This is a genomic window from Enterobacter cloacae complex sp. I3 (genome assembly GCF_014896175.1).
Classification (GTDB): domain Bacteria; phylum Pseudomonadota; class Gammaproteobacteria; order Enterobacterales; family Enterobacteriaceae; genus Enterobacter; species Enterobacter bugandensis.
In genome coordinates this window covers 156,901-177,585 of the sequence record NZ_JADBQZ010000003.1, presented here as the reverse complement: position 1 = coordinate 177,585, position 20,685 = coordinate 156,901, and the positions used below count along the sequence as shown (strand labels likewise).

General features: G+C 56.5%; 14 protein-coding genes. 11 read left to right on the top strand and 3 right to left on the bottom strand.

Annotation, left to right across the window (positions count from 1 at the left end):
* The first annotated feature begins 46 nt into the window (after positions 1 to 46).
* From gudP to IM271_RS03340, 4 genes are all read left to right on the top strand, one after another.
* Positions 47 to 1,402 (top strand): galactarate/glucarate/glycerate transporter GudP, encoded by a 1,356-nt coding sequence (gene gudP, locus IM271_RS03355; RefSeq protein WP_041908405.1) that lies wholly within the window; start codon positions 47 to 49, stop codon positions 1,400 to 1,402.
* Entirely contained in the window at positions 1,402 to 2,742 is a 1,341-nt protein-coding gene (locus IM271_RS03350; RefSeq protein ID WP_193052188.1) for an enolase C-terminal domain-like protein, read from the top strand. The genes gudP and IM271_RS03350 overlap by 1 nt, the downstream gene beginning before the upstream one ends.
* A gap of 15 nt (positions 2,743 to 2,757) precedes the next feature.
* Positions 2,758 to 4,095: a glucarate dehydratase gene (gene gudD, locus IM271_RS03345; RefSeq protein ID WP_193052168.1), complete on the top strand. Its 1,338-nt coding sequence runs from the start codon at positions 2,758 to 2,760 to the stop codon at positions 4,093 to 4,095.
* 77 nt (positions 4,096 to 4,172) lie between these two features.
* Positions 4,173 to 5,312, top strand: a complete 1,140-nt coding sequence (locus IM271_RS03340; protein ID WP_028014259.1) for a glycerate kinase — start codon at positions 4,173 to 4,175, stop codon at positions 5,310 to 5,312.
* An 89-nt stretch (positions 5,313 to 5,401) separates the two neighbouring features.
* Here IM271_RS03340 and barA read toward each other — a convergent pair whose 3' ends face one another.
* The gene (barA, locus tag IM271_RS03335; protein ID WP_048998526.1) at positions 5,402 to 8,161 is read right to left on the bottom strand and encodes a two-component sensor histidine kinase BarA; all 2,760 of its coding nucleotides are present in this window, start codon (positions 8,159 to 8,161) and stop codon (positions 5,402 to 5,404) included.
* Between the two features lie 57 nt (positions 8,162 to 8,218).
* On the opposite strand from barA, the gene rlmD reads away from it, so the two are divergent.
* The 5 genes from rlmD (at position 8,219) to eno (ending at position 15,899) form a co-directional block, all read left to right on the top strand.
* Positions 8,219 to 9,517, top strand: a complete 1,299-nt coding sequence (gene rlmD, locus IM271_RS03330; protein ID WP_193052167.1) for a 23S rRNA (uracil(1939)-C(5))-methyltransferase RlmD — start codon at positions 8,219 to 8,221, stop codon at positions 9,515 to 9,517.
* Between the two features lie 51 nt (positions 9,518 to 9,568).
* Positions 9,569 to 11,800 (top strand): GTP diphosphokinase, encoded by a 2,232-nt coding sequence (gene relA, locus IM271_RS03325; protein WP_028014256.1) that lies wholly within the window; start codon positions 9,569 to 9,571, stop codon positions 11,798 to 11,800.
* 66 nt (positions 11,801 to 11,866) lie between these two features.
* Complete coding sequence (gene mazG, locus IM271_RS03320) at positions 11,867 to 12,658, top strand: nucleoside triphosphate pyrophosphohydrolase (RefSeq protein WP_045261274.1); 792 nt, start codon at positions 11,867 to 11,869, stop codon at positions 12,656 to 12,658.
* A 223-nt stretch (positions 12,659 to 12,881) separates the two neighbouring features.
* Entirely contained in the window at positions 12,882 to 14,519 is a 1,638-nt protein-coding gene (pyrG, locus tag IM271_RS03315; protein ID WP_028014254.1) for a glutamine hydrolyzing CTP synthase, read from the top strand.
* 81 nt (positions 14,520 to 14,600) lie between these two features.
* Entirely contained in the window at positions 14,601 to 15,899 is a 1,299-nt protein-coding gene (gene eno / locus IM271_RS03310; RefSeq protein WP_006811784.1) for a phosphopyruvate hydratase, read from the top strand.
* Between the two features lie 53 nt (positions 15,900 to 15,952).
* On the opposite strand, the gene IM271_RS03305 is transcribed toward eno, so the two are convergent.
* Entirely contained in the window at positions 15,953 to 17,062 is a 1,110-nt protein-coding gene (locus IM271_RS03305; protein WP_063155097.1) for an SDR family oxidoreductase, read from the bottom strand.
* Between the two features lie 357 nt (positions 17,063 to 17,419).
* The gene (locus IM271_RS03300; RefSeq protein ID WP_193052166.1) at positions 17,420 to 18,244 is read right to left on the bottom strand and encodes a MurR/RpiR family transcriptional regulator; all 825 of its coding nucleotides are present in this window, start codon (positions 18,242 to 18,244) and stop codon (positions 17,420 to 17,422) included.
* Between the two features lie 165 nt (positions 18,245 to 18,409).
* Between IM271_RS03300 and IM271_RS03295 the strand changes: the two genes are divergently transcribed.
* Both IM271_RS03295 and IM271_RS03290 read left to right on the top strand, forming a co-directional pair.
* Positions 18,410 to 19,969, top strand: coding sequence for a maltose/glucose-specific PTS transporter subunit IIC (locus IM271_RS03295; RefSeq protein ID WP_041908418.1), 1,560 nt, complete (start codon positions 18,410 to 18,412; stop codon positions 19,967 to 19,969).
* Positions 19,969 to 20,676, top strand: coding sequence for an N-acetylmannosamine-6-phosphate 2-epimerase (locus IM271_RS03290; RefSeq protein ID WP_045261276.1), 708 nt, complete (start codon positions 19,969 to 19,971; stop codon positions 20,674 to 20,676). The genes IM271_RS03295 and IM271_RS03290 overlap by 1 nt, the downstream gene beginning before the upstream one ends.
* The last annotated feature ends 9 nt before the right edge of the window (positions 20,677 to 20,685 follow it).

The window sequence follows — 20,685 nt, the reverse complement described above, 5'->3', positions numbered from 1 at the left end:
GCTGTACAGAATGAACAGGCGAAAGCTATGTTTCAGGAGTGCAACAATGAGTACATTAAGCCACGCAGCGAGCAGCGCTGAAAAGCGCACTAATGCCCGCTACTGGATAGTGGTGATGCTGTTTATCGTCACGTCCTTTAACTATGGTGACCGCGCCACGCTGTCGATTGCCGGCTCGGAGATGGCAAAAGACATCGGCCTTGATCCGGTGGGCATGGGTTACGTTTTCTCTGCATTCTCGTGGGCCTACGTCATCGGCCAAATTCCTGGCGGCTGGCTGCTGGACCGTTTTGGCTCTAAACGCGTCTATTTCTGGTCCATCTTTATCTGGTCTGCTTTTACCCTTTTGCAGGGTTTCGTCGATATCTTCAGCGGCTTTGGCATTATCGTGGCGCTCTTTACGCTGCGCTTTCTGGTAGGCCTGGCGGAAGCCCCTTCCTTCCCGGGCAACAGCCGCATTGTCGCGGCCTGGTTTCCTGCGCAGGAGAGGGGAACAGCGGTGGCAATTTTTAACTCCGCCCAGTATTTCGCAACGGTGATCTTTGCACCCATTATGGGCTGGCTGACGCATGAGGTGGGCTGGTCGCACGTCTTCTTCTTTATGGGCGGGCTTGGGATCGTCATCAGCTTTATCTGGCTGAAAGTGATCCACGAACCGAATCAGCACCCTGGCGTGAACAAGAAGGAGCTGGAATACATTGCTGAGGGCGGGGCGCTGATCAATATGGATCAGAAATCTGACAAAGCAAAAGTCCCCTTCAGCCAGAAATGGGCGCAGATCAAGCAGCTCGTCGGCTCGCGCATGATGATCGGTATCTATCTCGGTCAGTACTGTATCAACGCCTTAACTTACTTCTTTATCACCTGGTTCCCGGTTTATCTGGTGCAGGCGCGCGGCATGTCGATCCTCAAAGCGGGGTTTGTTGCCTCGGTCCCGGCAATCTGCGGCTTCATCGGCGGCGTGCTTGGCGGGGTCATTTCCGACTGGCTGATGCGCCGCACGGGTTCGCTGAACATCGCGCGTAAAACGCCGATTGTGCTCGGCATGCTGCTCTCCATGACCATGGTGTTCTGTAACTACGTCAGTGCCGAGTGGATGATTATCGGCTTTATGGCGATGGCCTTCTTCGGCAAAGGGATTGGCGCGCTGGGCTGGGCGGTGATGGCGGATACGGCACCGAAAGAGATCAGCGGCCTGAGCGGCGGTCTGTTCAATATGTTCGGCAACGTTTCCGGGATTGTCACGCCTATCGCTATCGGTTACATCGTCGGCACCACGGGGTCTTTCAACGGCGCGCTAATCTACGTTGGTGTGCATGCCCTGGTGGCGGTGCTGAGTTACCTGGTGCTGGTGGGGGATATTAAACGCGTCGAACTTAAACCTGTTGTGGAGCGCGGATGATGACAACACAATCAAGCCCTATCGTCACGGAAATGAAAGTTATCCCGGTGGCCGGTCAGGACAGCATGCTGCTCAATATTGGCGGCGCGCATAACGCATGGTTTACCCGCAATATCGTGGTGCTGACCGATAGCGCAGGCAACACCGGGGTAGGTGAAGCCCCCGGCGGGGAAGTGATCTACCAGACCCTGGTAGAGGCTATTCCACAGGTCGTGGGCCAGGAAGTGGCTCGTCTGAACAAGGTGGTTCAGCGGGTGCATAAGGGCAATCAGTCGGCGGACTTTGATACCTTCGGCAAGGGCGCGTGGACGTTTGAACTGCGCGTCAATGCGGTCGCCGCCCTGGAAGCGGCACTGCTGGATTTACTCGGTAAAGCCCTTAACGTTCCGGTCTGCGAACTGCTGGGGCCGGGCAAACAGCGCGATGCGGTCACCGTGCTGGGCTATCTGTTCTACGTTGGCGATCGCAATAAAACCGATCTCCCCTATCTGGCTCGTTCACCGGGTGACCACGACTGGTATCAGCTGCGCCATCAGGAAGCGCTCTCCGGCGAGGCGGTGGTCCGGCTGGCTGAAGCTGCTCAGGATCGCTACGGCTTTAAGGATTTCAAGCTAAAAGGCGGCGTGCTGCCCGGCGAGCAGGAGATTGAAACGGCCCGGGCGCTGAAAAAACGCTTCCCGGAGGCGCGCATCACCGTTGACCCGAACGGCGCCTGGCTGCTGGATGAGGCGATTAGGCTGTGTAAAGGTCTCGGGGACGTGCTGACCTACGCGGAAGACCCGTGCGGCGCCGAGCAGGGCTTCTCAGGCCGCGAGGTGATGGCCGAATTCCGCCGCGCAACCGGGCTGCCGGTTGCGACCAATATGATCGCCACCAACTGGCGCGAAATGGGCCACGCGGTGATGCTAAACGCCGTCGACATTCCGCTGGCAGACCCGCACTTCTGGACGCTCTCCGGCGCGGTGCGCGTGGCGCAGCTGTGCGATGACTGGGGCCTGACCTGGGGCTGCCACTCCAACAACCATTTCGATATCTCGCTGGCAATGTTTACCCACGTTGGCGCGGCGGCGCCGGGTAACCCGACCGCCATCGACACCCACTGGATTTGGCAGGAAGGCGAAGCTCGCCTGACGAAAAATCCGCTGGAGATCAAAAACGGTAAAATTGCCGTACCCGATGCGCCGGGGCTGGGCGTGGAGCTTGACTGGGATCAGGTTCATAAAGCCCATGAGGCGTATAAAAAGCTACCGGGCGGCGCGCGTAACGACGCGGGCCCGATGCAGTACCTTATCCCCGGCTGGACATTTGACCGTAAGCGCCCTGTTTTTGGACGTCACTGATAAAAGGATTACACGATGAGTACTTTTACGACCCCTGTCGTCACCTCCATGCATATCATTCCGGTCGCAGGTCATGACAGCATGCTGATGAACCTGAGCGGGGCGCATGCGCCGTTCTTCACGCGCAATATTGTCATTATCAAAGACAATGCCGGCCATACCGGCGTGGGTGAAATTCCGGGCGGGGAGAAGATCCGCAAAACGCTGGAGGATGCCATTCCGCTGGTGGTGGGCAAAACGCTGGGTGAGTACAAAAATGTCCTCAACACCGTGCGCAACACCTTTGCCGATCGCGATGCCGGCGGCCGCGGTCTGCAAACCTTCGATTTGCGTACCACTATCCACGTGGTGACCGGCATTGAAGCCGCGATGCTGGATCTGCTGGGCCAGCACCTGGGCGTTAACGTCGCGTCGCTGCTGGGCGAGGGCCAGCAGCGCAGTGAAGTGGAGATGCTCGGCTATCTGTTCTTTGTCGGCGACCGCAAGCTGACGCCGCTGCCGTATCAGAGCCAGCCAGATGAGCAATGCGACTGGTACCGCGTACGTCACGAAGTAGCGATGACCCCGGATGCGGTGGTGCGGCTGGCAGAAGCCGCGTATGAAAAATATGGCTTCAATGATTTCAAACTGAAAGGCGGCGTGCTGGCGGGGGAAGAGGAGGCGGAAGCCATTACCGCGCTGGCAAAACGTTTCCCGCAGGCGCGCGTGACGCTGGATCCGAACGGCGCGTGGTCGCTTGATGAAGCGATCGATATTGGCAAGCGGCTGAAAGGCGTGCTGGCGTACGCGGAAGATCCGTGCGGGGCTGAGCAAGGCTTTTCGGGCCGCGAAGTCATGGCGGAATTCCGTCGCGCTACGGGGCTACCGACCGCGACCAATATGATCGCCACCGACTGGCGTCAGATGGGGCACACGCTCTCTCTGCAATCGGTGGATATCCCGCTGGCGGACCCGCACTTCTGGACAATGCAGGGCTCGGTTCGCGTGGCGCAGATGTGCCACGAGTTTGGCCTGACCTGGGGCTCGCACTCCAACAACCATTTTGACGTGTCGCTGGCGATGTTTACCCACGTTGCCGCCGCCGCGCCGGGCACTATTACCGCTATCGACACCCACTGGATCTGGCAGGAGGGTAATCAGCGCCTCACCAAAGAGCCGTTTGAGATCAAAGGTGGCATGGTGCAGGTGCCGTCCACGCCGGGGTTGGGCGTCGAGCTGGATATGGATCAGGTAATGAAAGCACACGAGCTGTATCAAAAACACGGTCTGGGCGCGCGCGACGACGCGATGGCGATGCAGTATCTGATCCCTGACTGGACATTCGACAATAAACGTCCGTGCATGGTACGATAAACGCATTGGGACCGCTCCCATGAGCGGTTTCCTACGTGGTGTATGCTTAACGTAACGACTATGCGTAAGGATGGCTTATGAAAATTGTTATCGCACCGGACTCGTATAAGGAAAGTTTGAGTGCGCTTGAGGTTGCGACAGCGATCGAGCGCGGTTTTCGCGAGATTTTCCCTGAGGCGGAGTACGTCAAACTGCCAGTCGCTGATGGCGGTGAAGGCACGGTTGAGGCGATGATCGCGGCAACCCGGGGACGCATTGTGCACGTTCCGGTGACCGGTCCGCTGGGCGAGCGCGTGGACGGATTTTATGGAATATCCGGTGACGAGCAGAGCGCCTTTATTGAAATGGCGGCGGCAAGCGGTCTGGAACTGGTAGCCCCTTCACTGCGTGACCCTCTGAAAACGACCTCCTGGGGCACGGGGGAACTTATCCGGCACGCGCTGGATGCGGGCGTTAAGCATATCATCATCGGTATCGGCGGCAGCGCCACCAATGACGGCGGCGCCGGGATGGTTCAGGCGCTGGGGGCGAAGCTGCTGGACGACAATGAACAGCCGCTGGGGCAAGGCGGGGGCGAGCTGGATAAGCTTGCGCGGATTGACCTGAGCGGCCTCGACCAGCGTCTGGCGGAGTGCCGGATAGAAGTCGCCTGCGATGTGACGAATCCGCTCACCGGTAAGGATGGCGCGTCAGCGGTATTTGGCCCGCAAAAGGGGGCCACACCCGAGATGATCGTCACCCTGGACAACGCGCTTGCGCACTATGCGAGAGTCATTGCCCGGGATCTGGACATTGATGTGCTCAACCTTGCTGGCGGCGGTGCGGCGGGTGGCATGGGCGCGGCGCTGTACGCTTTTTGTGGCGCGCAGTTGCGCCAGGGCATTGAGATTGTGACCGATGCGCTACACCTGGCCGACCAGGTGGCCGATGCGGATCTGGTGATCACCGGGGAAGGCCGTATCGACAGCCAGACGATCCACGGCAAAGTGCCGGTAGGGGTGGCGAAAGTGGCGAAACGCTTTAATAAGCCCGTTATCGGCATTGCAGGTAGCCTGACGGCGGATGTTGGCGTGGTACACGATCACGGCTTAGACGCGGTGTTTAGCGTGATCTACACCATCTGCTCGCTGGAGGACGCGCTGGAAAATGCCAGCGCGAATGTACAGATGGCCGCAAGGAATATCGCGGCGGTGCTGAAAGTAGGGCAGGCATTTTAACTGTGATTGCCGGGTGGTGGCTTCGCCTTACCCGGCCTACGTTAGCGCACCTGTAGGCCCGGTAAGCGTAGCGCCACCGGGCTTTTACCTCAGCTCCCCAACACCTTCATCGCTTCCCGCGTCACGTTATCCATCTCATCCAGCAGTTCCAGGAACTCCGGTTCAAGCTCCGATTCCGGCGTACCCGCGCGCAGCTGCTGCTCTAGCAGCTGGCAGAGGTTTTTCAGCCGCGGTACGCCGCTGTAGCCGCAGCTGCCATGCAGCTTGTGGATCGCTTCCAGCAGCTCTTCCGGGTTCTCGCCCACCAGCTGTTCTTCAACCTTATTACGGATCTCCGGCAGAAACGCGACCAGCATTTGCAGCATCTCTCGCGCTAAATCGGGTTTCCCTGCCGCCTGGCGCAGCGCCAGCTGCCAGTCAAAGGTCGCATTTTGATTAACGCTTACCTCAACCGGCTCGCTGAAAACCGTATATGTTCCGCCAATGTGCCCCGGCTTATAGCGTAACAGCAGGTTATGAAGCTTCTCTTCGTCAATAGGTTTCGCCAGGTAATCATTCATCCCGGCGCTCAGCAGCTTCTCTTTCTGACCGGCCATCGCATGCGCTGTGACCGCAATCACCGGGGTTTGCTGCTGATGCGGGAGCTGGTGGATCAGCTCGCAGGCACGAATGCCATCCATGCCCGGCATCTGAATATCCATCAGAATTAAGTCGAACTGCATCTGTTTAGCCAGTTCAACCGCCTGGGCGCCGCTGGTACACAGCTCAACATGCTGAACCTGGTCTTCCAGCAATACGCCGATTAGCTTCAGGTTTGCCGGATTATCATCCACCGCCATCACGCTCATGGGCAGTTTTTGCTCGTCGTTAATCAACGGCAGTGCGTGCTGGCTAAGACGGCAATACTCCGTAAGGGCGGGCAGCAGGCGGGTCGCGGTGAGTGGTTTAAGCAGGCACGCGGCCGCACCGTCGTTTTTCAACTCTTCCGCATTAAGCTGGGCATGGCAGGGCAGCGCCAGCAGCAGATAGTCGGTCATCGACGCGGCTTTCGCCAGCCGCTCCTGCTGCATGGTCAGCTCGCCGGTGAAGGTCACCGGGATCCCCATCAGCAAAATGTCGTAATGATCAACGGCCAGGGCTGAGAAGGTTGGACTGTAAACCACCTCCAGCGGCGTGGTGCTTAAAATATCCAGCGCGCACTGCGCCGCTGCCGCGTTAGGCTCGACGTAGGCCAGGCGCTTACCTTTCAGACAGTCCGTCACCGGGCCGTCGGTCAGCACGTTCGGATTGAGGTCGAGGTTAATATGGAACCAGAAGGTTGAGCCGCGGTTTGGCTGGCTGTGGAAAGAGATATCGCCGCCCATCTCGTTTACCAGCCTCTGCGTGATCACCAGCCCCAGTCCGGTACCGCCATGGCGGCGGGAGATGCTGGCGTCCGCCTGACGGAAGGCCTGGAACAGACGCGACTGATCCCGTTCCGGAATGCCGATACCGGTATCGCGGATTTGAACCTCAATCTGCACCTTGTTATTACTGATGGCGCGTTTTTCTACCAGGATGTCGATGTTGCCGCTTTCGGTGAATTTAATGGCATTCCCGACAAGATTGGTAATGACCTGCTGCAGGCGCAGCGGATCGCCAATAACGTTGTCCGGCACGTCGTTTTTAATATTGAGCGTTAGCTCAAGGCCCTTGTCGTGCGACGAGTGCGCGAGCAGAGTCACTACTTCATCGAGCGTACTGCGCAGCGGGAACGGGATGCTCTCCAGAATCAGTTTGCCGGCCTCCAGCTTGGAGAAGTCCAGCACGTCGTTAATGATCGCCAGCAGGTTATTGGCCGAACGTTCAATGGTGTGCAGGTGATCGCGCTGAGTAGGATTCAGCTCGCTTTTCAGGGTCAGGCGGGTAAAGCCGATCACGCCATTCAGCGGCGTACGCAGCTCGTGCGACATATTGGCCAGAAACTCAGACTTGATACGCGCCGCTTCCTGAGCGCGCTTTTTCGCCAGATCCAGCTCAACGTTCTGGATCTCCATCTGCTCCAGCGTTTCGCGCAGATCAGAGGTGGCCTGGTCAACGTTATGCTGCATCTCTTCGTGATAGGCCGCCAGCGACATCGCCATCGAGTTAATGCCGTTTTTCAGCATATCCAGCTCGCCCAGCATAAAACCTTCCACGCGGCTGTCGAGCTGTCCCCGGCGGATGCGGTCAACGGTATTAACCATGTTGCGGATGGGGCCCGTGACGTCGCGCATCAGACGCCAGCCGAAGATCAGCGCAATACCAATGCAGAACAGCATCATCACGCCGGAGATAAAAATTTCTTTGTACTGCTGCAGCCGTACCGACTTGAGATCCAGCTCAAGCGCTACATATCCCAACATGTTATTGCTGGATTTGGCATCGGATTGCGCAGACTCATCGGGTGAATAGCTTTCCGACACGATCGGCGTGCGCAGGATCATGATATCGCCGCGCCGCAGTACGGTGAGGTGGCGCGGGAATGGCGTTCCGTCCGGGATTTTCAGGGCCGCCGGATCGAGATGAAAGTTTGAGGTGACAAACAGGCGGTTATGTTCGTCGTAGACGGAAATGGCGCGGACGATATCCGAGTGGCGGCGGTGGAGCACGCTGATTAACTGCCCAATGGATTCACGGTTTTGCAGGTTCATCCCGTACTCGCTGGAGACGGCGAGCGGTTCGATAATGCTGGCGCCTGCGTCCTCCAGCTGTCGCTGCAAATCGTTATAGCGGTGCACCACAAAGAAGATACTCAGCAGCAAACCGATGAGAACGGTGGGGGCGAGGATCAAAATCATCATGCGCGCGCGCAGGCTGTAGTTGGTCATGGCGTTCCGTTATGGGACAATTAAGATAATTATGTTTATGTGAGAAAAATCTCGGCGATGGCGCAATTCTACTCTGCAAAGCGACGCGTGACGACGCGTCAAATCATTACTGTTGAAGCCACGGACCTTGATCCGTTTGGTCAGGGAGTGGCTCGTCACAACGGTAAGACTCTGTTTATAACAGGTTTGCTGCCAGGAGAACGAGCAGAAATTACGCTGACGGAAGACAAGCGTCAGTACGCGCGCGGACAGGTGAAGCGTCGCCTCAACGCGAGTCCGGAGCGCGTGGAGCCCCGCTGTCCCCATTTTGGCGTGTGCGGAGGCTGCCAGCAACAGCATGCGAGCACAGAATTACAGCAAAAAAGTAAAAGCCGCGCGCTGGCGCGCCTCCTTAAACACGAAGTTGACGAGATTATCGCCGATGAGCCCTGGGGCTATCGCCGCCGAGCGCGCCTGAGCCTGAGCTATAAGCCCAAAACGGAGCGGCTGGAAATGGGTTTTCGCAAAGCGGCCTCCAGCGATATTGTTGACGTGAATCGGTGCCCCATTTTGGTGCCCCATCTTGAGGCGTTACTTCCGGACGTGCACCGCTGTCTTGCATCGCTGGACGGGGTGCGTTCATTGGGCCACGTTGAACTGGTGCTGGCGAACAACGGCCCGCTGATGGTGCTGCGCCACACTGCGCCGCTGTCGAAAAAAGATCGCGAAAAACTGGAACGCTTTTCGCATTCTCATGAGCTTGCGCTTTTCCTCGCGCCGCAAAGCGAGATACTTGAACAGGTATCGGGCGAAGCTCCCTGGTATGCGTCAGACGGGCTACGCTTAACGTTCAGTCCGCGTGATTTTATCCAGGTCAACGACGGCATAAACCAACAAATGGTGGCGAAGGCCCTGGAATGGCTTGACGTACAGCCCACTGACCGTGTGCTCGATCTGTTCTGCGGCATGGGTAACTTTACCCTGCCGCTGGCGCGCAGAGCGGCAAGCGTGGTCGGGGTGGAAGGCGTTGAGGCGCTGGTGGTCAAAGGCCAGGAAAACGCAGAGCAGAACGGCTTGCAAAATGTGACATTCTTTCATCAAAATCTTGAGGAAGATGTCACTCAACAGCCGTGGGCAAAGCAGGGTTTCGACAAAATCCTGCTCGACCCGGCGCGTGCAGGTGCCCCAGGCGTCATGGCGCATATTATTAAACTCGCGCCCAGGCGTGTGGTCTATGTTTCCTGTAACCCGTCAACGCTTGCCCGTGACAGTGAGGCGTTAATCAGCGCGGGTTACCAGATTCGGCGTCTGGCAATGCTGGACATGTTCCCGCACACTGGACATCTGGAATCGATGGCGTTGTTCGAGCACATCTAATTTGTTTGGCTTGTCGACTTCGACAGGCCCTGGTCCCTAAAGGAGAGGACAATGGTTGCGGTAAGAAGTGCACATCTCAATAAAGCTGGGGAGTTTGACCCACAAAAATGGATCGCAAGTCTGGGAATTTCCAGCCAGCAGTCGTGTGAACGCTTAACCGAAACCTGGGCCTACTGTCTGCGCACCACGCAGGGACACCCGGATGCCGATCTTCTCTTATGGCGCGGCGTGGAGATGGTTGAAATCTTGTCCATGCTGAACATGGACATCGAAACGCTGCAGGCCGCGCTGCTCTTCCCCCTCGCGGATGCGGATGTGGTCAGCGAAGATGTGCTGCGCGACAGCGTCGGCAAATCCGTCGTTGCGCTGATCCACGGCGTGCGCGATATGGCGGCCATTCGCCAGCTAAAAGCCGCGCATACCGATTCCGTCTCCTCAGAGCAGGTTGATAACGTCCGCCGGATGCTGCTGGCCATGGTGGATGATTTTCGCTGCGTGGTCATCAAGCTGGCCGAGCGTATTGCCCACCTGCGTGAAGTGAAAGATGCGCCGGAAGACGAGCGCGTGCTGGCCGCCAAAGAGTGTACGAACATCTATGCGCCGCTGGCGAACCGCTTAGGTATTGGTCAGCTGAAATGGGAGCTGGAAGATTACTGCTTCCGCTATCTGCACCCGGCAGAATACAAGCGCATTGCTAAACTCCTGCATGAGCGCCGTATCGATCGTGAGCACTACATCGACGAGTTTGTCAGCGGGCTGCGGCAGGCCATGAAAGAAGAGAATGTGCGTGCCGAAGTTTACGGTCGGCCTAAGCACATCTACAGCATCTGGCGCAAAATGCAGAAGAAACACCTCGCCTTTGACGAGCTGTTTGACGTGCGCGCCGTGCGTATCGTGGCGGAGCGTCTGCAGGACTGCTACGCCGCGCTGGGGATAGTACATACTCACTTCCGCCACCTGCCGGATGAATTTGACGACTATGTCGCGAACCCAAAACCGAACGGCTACCAGTCCATTCATACCGTGGTGCTTGGCCCCGGCGGCAAAACGGTCGAGATTCAAATCCGCACCAAACAGATGCACGAAGACGCCGAGCTGGGCGTAGCCGCGCACTGGAAGTACAAAGAGGGCACTTCTGGCGGGGCACGCTCCGGCCACGAAGACCGCATCGCCTGGCTGCGCAAGCTGATTGCGTGGCAGGAAGAGATGGCCGACTCCGGCGAAATGCTCGACGAGGTGCGCAGCCAGGTCTTTGATGACCGTGTCTACGTCTTTACCCCGAAAGGGGACGTTGTCGACCTGCCGGCTGGCTCCACGCCGCTCGATTTTGCCTACCACATCCACAGCGACGTGGGGCACCGCTGCATCGGGGCGAAGATCGGCGGACGTATCGTGCCGTTTACCTATCAGCTGCAGATGGGCGACCAGATTGAAATCATTACCCAGAAGCAGCCAAACCCGAGCCGCGACTGGCTTAACCCGAACCTCGGTTACGTCACCACCAGCCGCGGGCGCTCCAAAATTCACGCCTGGTTCCGCAAGCAGGATCGTGACAAAAACATTCTTGCCGGTCGCCAGATCCTTGACGACGAGCTGGAGCATATCGGGATCAGCCTGAAAGAAGCAGAGAAATTCCTGCTGCCGCGCTACAACTTCAACGAGCTGGACGAGCTGCTGGCGGCGATTGGCGGCGGTGATATCCGTCTGAATCAGATGGTCAACTTCCTGCAGGCCCAGTTCAACAAGCCTAGCGCGGAAGAGCAGGACGCGGCGGCGCTGAAGCAGCTGCAGCAGAAAACCTATGCCCCGCAGCAGCGCAGCAAAGACAACGGCCGCGTGGTGGTCGAGGGCGTGGGCAACCTGATGCACCACATTGCCCGCTGCTGCCAGCCGATTCCGGGGGACGATATCGTCGGCTTTATTACCCAGGGGCGCGGGATCTCGATCCACCGCTCCGACTGCGACCAGCTTGCCGAACTGCAGTCCCACGCGCCGGAGCGTATCGTGGAAGCGGTCTGGGGTGAGAGCTACTCCGCCGGTTACTCGCTGGTGGTGCGCGTCACCGCCAACGATCGCAGCGGGCTGCTGCGCGACATCACCACCATTCTCGCCAACGAGAAGGTCAACGTGCTGGGCGTTGCCAGCCGCAGCGATACCCGCGAGCAGCTTGCCACCATTGATATGACCATCGAAATCTACAACCTGCAGGTGCTCGGCCGCGTGCTGGGCAAACTGAACCAGGTGCCGGATGTGATTGACGCGCGTCGTCTGCACGGCGGCTAAACATCCTCTTCCGTAGGCCGGGTAAGGCAACGCCGCCACCCGGCATTTTTTCATCAGGACAGAACTATGACTCAAATCGACCGCCTGCTCGGCATCATGAAACGCCTGCGCGACCCGGAAAACGGCTGCCCGTGGGACAAGGAGCAGACTTTCGCGACCATCGCACCTTATACTCTCGAAGAGACCTATGAGGTGCTGGACGCCATTTCACGCGAGGATTTCGATGACCTGCGCGGTGAACTCGGCGACCTGCTGTTCCAGGTAGTGTTCTACGCCCAGATGGCGCAGGAGGAAGGGCGCTTTAACTTTGACGATATCTGTGCCGCTATCAGCGACAAGCTGGAGCGCCGCCATCCGCATATCTTTGGCGATGCCACTGCAGGAAACAGCGCAGAGGTGCTGGCCCGCTGGGAGCAGATTAAAAGCGCCGAGCGCGCTGAAAAGTCCCAGCACTCTGCGCTGGACGACATCCCGCTGAGCCTGCCCGCGCTGATGCGCGCCCACAAAATTCAAAAGCGCTGCTCGGCGGTAGGATTTGACTGGGATTCCCTGGGACCCGTGCTGGATAAAGTGCATGAAGAGATTGACGAAGTGATGCACGAAGCGCAGCAGGCGGTGGTCGATGAAGCAAAGCTGGAGGAAGAGATGGGCGACCTGCTGTTCGCCACCGTCAATCTTTCTCGCCATTTAGGGGTAAAAGCGGAAACCGCGCTGCAAAAAGCCAACCTGAAATTCGAACGACGCTTTCGTGAAGTCGAGCGGATTGTGGCCTCGCGCGGCCTGGAAATGACCGGAATTGACCTCGACGCGATGGAAGAAGTCTGGCAGGAAGTAAAACGCCAGGAATCTGATCTCTAACGGAATTTTGCGATCAAGCGCAATTTGTGTGATTTTTTAAATGACAAGCGATTGATTTGCGTCAAAAACATTTACCCAAAAGGGGCTATTTTCTCACTCCTTATGTTTGTCATGGCCTGGAATGGAGACGGAGAATGAAAGTTTGTGGCGCTCGCCGTGTTCGGGTATACTACTTTCCCGTCCTGGTTATTCCATCGTTTCACCCTAACTTCTCAGGTTCAGCATGACAACGAACTATATTTTTGTGACCGGCGGGGTCGTATCCTCTCTGGGTAAAGGCATTGCCGCAGCCTCCCTCGCAGCCATTCTTGAAGCCCGTGGCCTCAATGTGACCATGATGAAACTGGATCCGTACATCAACGTCGATCCTGGCACCATGAGCCCAACCCAACACGGGGAAGTGTTCGTTACTGAAGACGGCGCTGAAACCGATCTGGATCTTGGCCACTACGAGCGTTTCATTCGTACCAAAATGACCCGTCGTAACAACTTTACGACTGGCCGCATCTACTCTGACGTTCTGCGTAAAGAGCGCCGCGGTGACTACCTGGGCGCGACCGTGCAGGTTATCCCACACATCACTAACGCCATCAAAGAGCGTGTCCTTGCCGGTGGCGAAGGGCATGACGTTGTGCTGGTTGAAATCGGCGGTACCGTGGGTGATATCGAATCCCTGCCGTTCCTCGAAGCGATTCGTCAGCTGGCGGTAGACATTGGTCGTGAACACGCGCTGTTCATGCACCTGACGCTGGTGCCTTACATGGCGGCGGCAGGTGAAGTGAAAACCAAACCGACTCAGCACTCCGTTAAAGAACTGCTCTCTATCGGTATTCAGCCTGACATCCTGGTTTGCCGTTCCGATCGTGCCATTCCAGCGAACGAACGTGCGAAAATTGCATTGTTCTGTAACGTGCCTGAAAAAGCCGTTATTTCAATGAAAGATGTCGATTCCATTTATAAAATCCCGGGCCTGTTGAAATCACAGGGTCTGGACGATTATATTTGTAAACGATTCAGCTTGAACTGTCCGGAAGCTAACCTGTCTGAATGGGAACAGGTTATTTATGAAGAAGCGAACCCGGCAGGCGAAGTGACTATCGGTATGGTCGGCAAGTACATCGAACTGCCGGACGCCTATAAGTCCGTTATCGAAGCGCTGAAGCACGGTGGTCTGAAGAACCGCGTCTCCGTGAACATCAAGCTGATTGATTCGCAGGATGTTGAAACACGTGGCGTTGAAATTCTGAAAGATCTGGATGCTATCCTCATCCCTGGCGGCTTCGGCTACCGTGGTGTTGAAGGCAAGATCGCCACTGCACGCTATGCGCGTGAAAACAATATTCCATACCTCGGCATCTGCCTGGGTATGCAGGTTGCGCTGATCGAATTTGCGCGCAACGTAGCGGGAATGGAAAACGCGAACTCTACGGAATTTGTGCCAGACTGTAAGTACCCTGTCGTGGCGCTGATTACGGAATGGCGCGACGAAGACGGTAACGTCGAAGTCCGTACCGAGAAGAGCGATCTGGGTGGCACTATGCGTCTTGGCGCGCAGGCCTGCCAGCTGTCCGACGATAGCGTGGTTCGCAAGCTGTACGGCGAGCCGGTCATCACCGAGCGCCATCGTCACCGCTATGAAGTCAACAATATGTTGTTGAAACAAATTGAAGCCGCGGGCCTGCGTGTTGCGGGTCGCTCCGGGGACGATCAGTTAGTCGAGATCATCGAGGTGCCAAACCATCCGTGGTTTGTTGCCTGCCAGTTCCACCCGGAATTTACTTCAACGCCGCGTGATGGACATCCGCTGTTTGCAGGCTTCGTGAAAGCCGCCAGCGAGTACCAGAAGCGTCAGGCGAAGTAAAAAAGTTAGAACGGCAACGCGTACCAACGGTACGCGTTGTTTGTCTGGAGTTTTAGTTTAACTTGTACTGAGGAAAATCTAATGTCCAAAATCGTTAAAGTCATCGGTCGTGAAATCATCGACTCCCGTGGTAACCCGACCGTTGAAGCCGAAGTTCATCTGGAAGGTGGTTTCGTCGGTATGGCAGCTGCTCCATCAGGTGCTTCTACGGGTTCCCGTGAAGCGCTGGAACTGCGTGATGGCGACAAATCCCGTTTCATGGGCAAAGGCGTACTGAAAGCGGTTGGCGCTGTTAACGGTCCTATTGCTCAGGCTATCGTTGGCAAAGATGCCAAAGATCAGGCTGGCATCGACAAGATCATGATCGATCTGGACGGTACTGAAAACAAATCTAACTTCGGTGCGAACGCAATCCTGGCCGTTTCCCTGGCGAACGCCAAAGCAGCAGCCGCTGCTAAAGGTATGCCACTTTTCGAGCACATCGCTGAACTGAACGGCACCCCAGGCAAATACTCTATGCCTGTACCAATGATGAACATCATCAACGGTGGTGAGCACGCAGACAACAACGTTGATATTCAGGAATTCATGATTCAGCCAGTTGGCGCGAAAACCCTGAAAGAAGCGGTTCGTATGGGTTCTGAAGTGTTCCACAACCTGGCTAAAGTTCTGAAAGCTAAAGGTATGAACACTGCTGTTGGTGACGAAGGTGGCTACGCGCCAAACCTGGGTTCTAACGCAGAAGCACTGGCTGTTATCGCTGAAGCGGTTAAAGCAGCAGGCTACGAGCTGGGCAAAGACATCACCCTGGCGATGGACTGTGCAGCATCTGAATTCTACAAAGACGGTAAATACGTTCTGGCTGGCGAAGGCAACAAAGCGTTCACCTCCGAAGAGTTCACTCACTTCCTGGAAGATCTGACCAAACAGTACCCGATCGTTTCTATCGAAGACGGTCTGGACGAGTCTGACTGGGATGGTTTCGCATACCAGACCAAAGTACTGGGCGACAAAATCCAGCTGGTTGGTGACGATCTGTTCGTAACCAACACCAAGATCCTGAAAGAAGGCATCGAGAAAGGCATCGTTAACTCCATCCTGATCAAATTCAACCAGATCGGTTCTCTGACCGAAACGCTGGCTGCGATCAAAATGGCGAAAGACGCTGGCTACACCGCTGTTATCTCTCACCGTTCTGGCGAAACTGAAGACGCGACCATTGCTGACCTGGCTGTTGGTACCGCTGCTGGCCAGATCAAAACCGGTTCTATGAGCCGTTCTGACCGTGTTGCTAAATACAACCAGCTGATTCGTATCGAAGAAGCGCTGGGTGAAAAAGCACCTTACAACGGTCGTAAAGAGATCAAAGGCCAGGCATAATTGCTTAAGCCTTAACATGAAAATGCCAGTCGAATGACTGGCATTTTTTTTGGTTATTTAAAATCGACCGCCATCTGCTCGGGAATGGTGAGTCCCCGGGTGGTTTGCACGCAGCGGGCGATATAATCCGTAAAACGAGGTGGCTTCGGCATCCCCATGCTGAGCAGCTTATCGTTGCTGAAGCGCACGTTCAGCGTGGCAAAGGCACCGTATAAGCGCATCGCTCTCAGCATCAGACGTTCGTTGCACGGACCAAAAATGGTTTTCAGTTCACGGCGCATTTTGACCAGCGTTTCGTAGCTGACCTGCGCGTACTTATCGCCAACGGGCGCTTTCTCCAGCGCCTGCGCCATTGCCCGATCGATATCCGCAAAGCGAACGCTGTTCTCTTCCCCGGCAGAAATGTGTACCACTTCCCCCGGACGCGCGTTGCTGCTCAGCAGCATTAACATTGCGTCGGCGCAATAATCTACCGGGACAACGTCGATCCGGTCTTCCATCGAGCACATAAACTTCTGCAGCATCAGGCCCATGCTGAAGACCCAAAAGATACTGCTCGACGGCGTGCAGCCGTGGCGGGTATGGCCGACGACGATGGACGGACGGGCGATGAGCAGCGGCAGGTTAGGACATTCCTGGCGCATCAGCTGTTCGATGGTTGACTTCGAATACGTATATTCCACCAGGTGCTCAGCGTTTTCTCTGAATTCCGCACTTTCGGCGACCAGCGAATCCTGCTCCGGCGTGCATGACATTGCGGTGCCTACATGCAGGAAACGCTGCAGCCCTGCGACCTGCTCCATGCGGCGCGCCAGCGCTAGCGTACCCTCTACGTTTACCTTCCAGATCAGCGGGTTATTGCCAAAAGACGCAACTGCCGCGCAGTTAACGACATGCGTAACCTGGTCCAGACGGGGATCGTTCAGAAAGCCTTCCGGCTGGCTGAGGTCGCCGATGAGGATATTATCCACGCTCAGGGAGGCCAGTTTCTCCTCAGAAATGTTGAACTTACGCATGTTCTCCTGCACGCGCGCCAGCCCGCTTTGCGGATCGCCGGCACGGGCAAGCAAAAGGAGTTTTACGGATTGATCGCTGGTCAGGATTTTTTCAAGTACTGCACCGCCCAGAAACCCGGTCACGCCTGTAATTAATAACATCTTCATTATTACCGTCTCATTATGATTGATGAGGCGGATTGTAGGCGCGCAAAAGTAAACGGCGTTTAAATAATAAAACGCCGGGACCGACAGCGTCTTAAGCTTATTTTAAGGAAAGGAAATCAGGTGAAAATATTGGACATTGCAGAAAGCGGAAAAATTCAATTTATTCATGTTTTTATTTTAACTTAATGATTTTAATCTGTTTTTGTCGCTGGGTTGGCGCGGGGGAAATAATTCAAACTGTAATAAACAAAATAATTTGTTACACCAAACATTTATCATATAAATGTATTGAGCCCTGCTTAAGTAAAATTAAGCAAAATAAAACGCAGGCTATTTTATTTAGCCTGCGAAGGGTTTTCAGAGCAGAAGAGGAAGCGTGGCGCTGGCCGTTTGCTGGCTGACGTCAGCGTAATGTCCATCCAGCGCAATCATGGATGTCGTAAGTAATTCGACCAGCAGCATCACCCCAACTTTGGCATTGAGCGCGCCCGCGCTAAGAGGGCCTTCTGGCTTGGCGGCCACCAGCAGCATATCGCTAAGAGACGCCAGCGGGCTGCGGGGCGTGTTGCTGAGCGCCAGAACCTTCCCCCCGCGCTTGCGGGCAAGTTTCACCACGTGAAGTAAATCTCGCGTTGAACCGGAGCTGGAGATCGCCACCACCAGCGTCTCTGCCGAAAGCGTGGTCGCATTCATGGCTGCGCGGTGCATATCGCTAAACAGCTGTGCGGATTTACCCAGCCTTAATAACTTGTAATGCAGATACTCCCCGAGGATCGCGCTGGCCGCGACGCCATAAATCTGCACGGACTGCGCCTGATGCAGCGCCAGTGCGGCTTTTTCAAGCAGCGCGCGGTCGAGGAGTCTCGCGGTATCCTGCAGAGCCTGCACCGATTCATCCACCACGCTGTCAATCTCATCCCCCGCCTGACGCGCGGGCTGACCCTGCTGAATATCCAGCGCCAGCGCCATTTTGAATTCGTTATACCCCTTGCACCCCAGCGTCCGGCAAAGACGCGTCACGCTGGCCTCGCTGGTGTGGCTCTCTCGCGCCAGTTCGGTGATGGTCAGGTAGAGCACCCGGGCAGGGTCGCTGAGGACAAACTCACCGAGTTTTTGTTGCGTTGGGCTGTACCCGGAAGCCTCCTGGCGGAGCTTCAGCAGCAGGTTTTCATGGTCCGACATGCCACGTCCTTAATGTGTTTCACTGCGACTAGTGTGGCGGAAAGCGGGGGAAAGATGCCAGTCATTTTAAAAAAGTATGATCGGCCTCCTGGTTTGTGATGATAATTTTCACTATAAAATATTTATATGGTAAAAATTTTCATCTTTTAATGGGGGGATGAAAAAATGATGCAAATATTCAGTGGCGCTTCGTCGGGTGGATGGTTTGAAAAAGCGCAGCGCTTTGGCAAATCCTTTATGTTGCCTATCGCCGTATTGCCCGCGGCGGGTCTGCTGCTCGGTATCGGCGGGGCGTTATCGAACCCTAATACGCTGGCGGCCTATCCGTTTTTAGATGTGAGCTGGCTGCAGGCCATTTTCACCATCATGAGCAGTGCGGGTTCGATTGTGTTTGCGAACCTCTCGGTGCTGTTTGCGGTTGGGGTGGCCGTCGGGCTGGCAAAAAACGATAAGGGCACGGCGGGGCTGGCAGCGCTACTCGCGTTTCTGGTGATGAACGCCACCATCAACGCGCTGCTGATCCTCACCGGAAAACTGGCGCACGAGAACCCGGGCGCTGTAGGGCAGGGCATGACGCTGGGTATTCAGACGCTGGAAACCGGGGTGTTTGGCGGCGTGGTGATTGGTCTCGTGACCTGCGCGCTGCATCATCGGTTTAACAAGATCGCGCTTCCGCAGTTCCTGGGCTTTTTTGGCGGCTCGCGCTTTGTCCCGATTATCAGCTCGCTGGCGGCGATACTCGTTGGCGCGATCATGACCGTGGTCTGGCCGCATTTCCAGAAGCTTATTTTTGGTCTGGGCGGGCTGGTGGATGCCACCGGTTATCTTGGCACGCTGCTGTACGGCTTTATTTTGCGCATGCTTGGCCCGTTTGGTCTGCACCACATCTTTTATCTGCCGTTCTGGACCACCGCGCTCGGCGGCAGCGAGATCGTCAACGGCCACCTGGTTGAGGGCACGCAGCGGATCTTCTTCGCTCAGCTCGCCGACCCGAACACGCAGCATTTCTATGAGGGCACGTCACGCTTCATGTCCGGGCGCTTTATCACGATGATGTTTGGCCTGCTCGGTGCCTGCCTGGCGATGTATCACACGGCGAAACCGGAGAACAAAAAGCGCGTTGCCGGGCTGCTGCTCTCCGCGGCGTTAACCTCATTCCTGACGGGAATTACCGAGCCCATCGAGTTCTCCTTCCTGTTCATTGCCCCGGTGCTCTACGTCATTCACGCGCTGTTTGACGGGCTGGCGTTTATGCTCGCGCACATGCTGCACATCACCATCGGGCAGACCTTCTCCGGCGGTTTTATTGACTTCGTGCTGTTCGGCATATTGCAGGGGGAGGCCAAAACCAACTGGATGTTCGTTCCGCTGGTCGGCGTGCCGTGGTTCTTCCTCTACTACTTCACTTTCCGCTACCTGATTAACCGCTTTGATTTCGCCACGCCGGGCCGTGAAAAGGAGGCGATGGTTGATGACGTCAGCCTGCCGCAAAGCGAGCGCGCTGCGGCGGTGATCGCCGGGTTAGGCGGAAAAGACAATCTGGAAGAGGTGGACTGCTGCGCCACGCGGCTTCGCGTGACGGTCAAAGACGGCAGCAAAGTGAATGACGCGGCGCTGAAAGCCACCGGCGCGCGCGGCGTTATCGTGCGCGGTAACGGTGTACAGGTCATTTATGGCCCGCACGTCACGATTATCAAAAACGAAGTGGAAGAGATCTTATCGTAATGAAAAATGTACTGGATAACCTGAAGGGAAAACTGGTCGTCTCCTGTCAGGCGCTGGAAAACGAACCGCTGCACAGCCCGTTTATCATGTCGCGAATGGCGCTGGCGGCGGCACAGGGCGGAGCCTTCGCCATTCGCGCCAACAGCGTGGTGGATATCGAGGCCATTAAGCAGCAGGTGTCTTTACCGGTTATCGGCATCATCAAACGTGACTATCCAGGGAGCGAAGTATTTATCACCGCTACGATGAAAGAGGTGGATGAGCTCATGGCCGTCTCTCCGGAAATCATTGCCCTTGATGCGACGGCGCGGGAACGTCCTGGCGGTGAATCCCTGGAAACACTGGTCACGGCCATCCGCTCACGTTACCCCTCGGTACTGCTGATGGCTGATATTTCCACCGTAGACGAAGCCGTGACGGCGCAGACGCTTGGCTTTGACTGCGTCGGTACCACGCTGTACGGCTATACGGCGGAAACGGCAGGCCATACGCTTCCGGAGAATGACTGTGCGTTCCTGAAAGCGGTGCTGGCGGCCGTGACGGTCCCCGTGGTTGCCGAAGGCAACGTGGATACGCCCGAGCGCGCGGCCCGGTGTCTGGCGCTGGGCGCGCATACGGTCGTTGTCGGCGGGGCGATCACCCGCCCACAGCAAATTACCGCGCGCTTTATGGCGGCGATTAGCGCGCAAAGCACCGATGGAGCATGACCATCCGAC